The organism is Siccibacter turicensis LMG 23730, from assembly GCF_000463155.2.
GTDB lineage: Bacteria > Pseudomonadota > Gammaproteobacteria > Enterobacterales > Enterobacteriaceae > Siccibacter > Siccibacter turicensis.
The window spans coordinates 1-1,904 of sequence record NZ_AWFZ01000038.1 but is presented as its reverse complement, the minus strand read 5'-3'; the positions used below and the strand labels follow the sequence as shown (position 1 = coordinate 1,904).

Below are 1,904 nucleotides of genomic sequence, written 5' to 3'. Positions count from 1 at the left end.
TATCCGGTGAAGTTCTTTCACTCATACACAAGCAAGGAGCATTACTATGCCAACCCCATGTTATATCAGCATCGAAGGCAAGACCCAGGGCAACATCACCGCGGGCGCGTTCACCTCTGACTCCGTCGGCAACATCTACGTGCAGGGTCACGAGGACGAGATGCTGGTTCAGGAATTCAACCACGTGGTGACCGTGCCGACCGACCCGCAGTCCGGTCAGCCATCCGGCCAGCGCGTGCACAAGCCGTTCAAATTCACCGTCGCGCTCAACAAAGCCGTGCCGCTGATGTACAACGCCCTGGCCTCCGGGGAAATGCTGCCGACCGTGACCCTGAAGTGGTACCGCACCTCGGTGGAAGGCAAGCAGGAGCACTTCTTCTCCACCACCCTGACTGACGCCACCATCGTGGACATCGACTGCCAGATGCCGCACTGCCAGGACCCGGCGAAGTCTGACTTCACCCAGCTGATTGAAGTCTCCCTGGCCTACCGCAAAATCGACTGGGAACACACCGTGGCCGGCACCTCCGGCTCCGACGACTGGCGCGCGCCGGTCGAAGCGTAACACTCCCGACCCGGCTCCGGCCGGGTTTTTGCGTTTGTGCTGAGGTGTGGCGACCCCAGACCTGAGCACAATCCGGAACAGGCATCCCCGCACGGTGAACACCGGGCGTGCGGTAGCTATGGGCGTACACAGGAGAAGGGAAGATGGCAGACAATACGGGACTTCAGTTCACGGTCAGCATCGGGTCGCTGGCGGCGGGCACGTTTGCAGTGGTGGATTTTGAGCTGACGGAGGCGCTGAACCGGCCCTTCAGCCTGACGCTCAACCTGGCAAGCCCGCAGCCGGGGATTGATTTCGGCGCGGTGCTCGACCAGCCCTGCGAGCTGAAGGTGTGGTACAACGGCGCGCTGCAGCGCAGCGTGAGCGGGATTGTCAGCCGCTTCGCCCAGGGCGAGACCGGGTTTCGCCGCACCCGCTACCAGGCGCAGGTGCGTCCGGCCCTGTGGCGCACCGGGCTGCGCACCAACGCCCGCATCTTCCAGGCGAAGAAGCCGGACGCCATCATCACCGCCCTGCTCGGGGAGGCGGGTATCACCGACTTCGCCTTCGCCCTGCGCCACGACCACCCGGCACGCGAGTACTGCGTCCAGTACCGGGAGAGCGACCTGGAGTTCATCACCCGTCTGGCGGCGGAGGAAGGGATGTACTTCTTCCACGAGTTTGAGGACGGCACCCACCGGGTGGTGTTTGCCGACGATGCCGGGGCGGTGGCGAAGGGCGAGCCGCTGTTCTTTAACCTGGCAAACCAGGGCCTGGCGGAGGGCGCCTATGTCCGCCGCTTCAGCTACGCCGAGGCGGTGAGCACCGCCGGGGTCGAACTGAAGGACTACAGCTTTAAAACCCCGGCCTACGGCCTGTCGCATAAAAAGATGAGCGGCGAGCTGGCGCACCAGGGCGAGCAGTACGAGCACTACGACTACCCGGGGCGCTACAAGGCCGACCCGAACGGGAAGGCGTTCGCCGGCTACCGGCTGGACGCCCTGCGCGCCGGGGCAGTGACCGGGGCCGGGGAGTCGAACTGCGCCGGACTGCGTCCGGGCCGCAGCTTCGTGCTCAGCGAGCACCCGAACCCGCAGCTGAACATCGCCTGGCAGACGGTGAGCGTGACGCACACCGGGAGCCAGCCCCAGGCGCTGGAAGAGGAGGGCGGCGGCGCCCCGACCACCTTCAGCAACCGCTTTGAAGTGGTGAAAGCCGGGACCACCTGGCGGGCGGCGATGCCGACAAAACCGATGGTGGACGGCCCGCAGATAGCCACCGTCACCGGCCCGGCCGGGGAGGAGATTTACTGCGACAAATACGGACGCATCAAGGTGCAGTTCCCGTGGGACCGCTACGG

At 65.1% G+C, this 1,904-nt stretch carries 2 protein-coding genes; both read left to right on the top strand.

Annotated elements, in window-relative coordinates:
- The first annotated feature begins 46 nt into the window (after nucleotides 1-46).
- A complete protein-coding gene (gene hcp1, locus DW58_RS12015) occupies nucleotides 47-565 on the top strand; it encodes a type VI secretion system effector Hcp1 (RefSeq protein WP_024550886.1) in 519 nt (172 codons plus the stop codon).
- Between the two features lie 143 nt (nucleotides 566-708).
- Nucleotides 709-1,904: type VI secretion system tip protein TssI/VgrG (gene tssI, locus DW58_RS12010; protein WP_024550885.1), on the top strand; the 1,196-nt coding region annotated here is incomplete at its 3' end.

Coding starts and splice junctions, on each gene's coding strand:
- hcp1 (WP_024550886.1), top strand. CDS start 47: ATGCCAACCCCATGTTATATCAGCATCGAAGGCAAGACCCAGGGCAAC.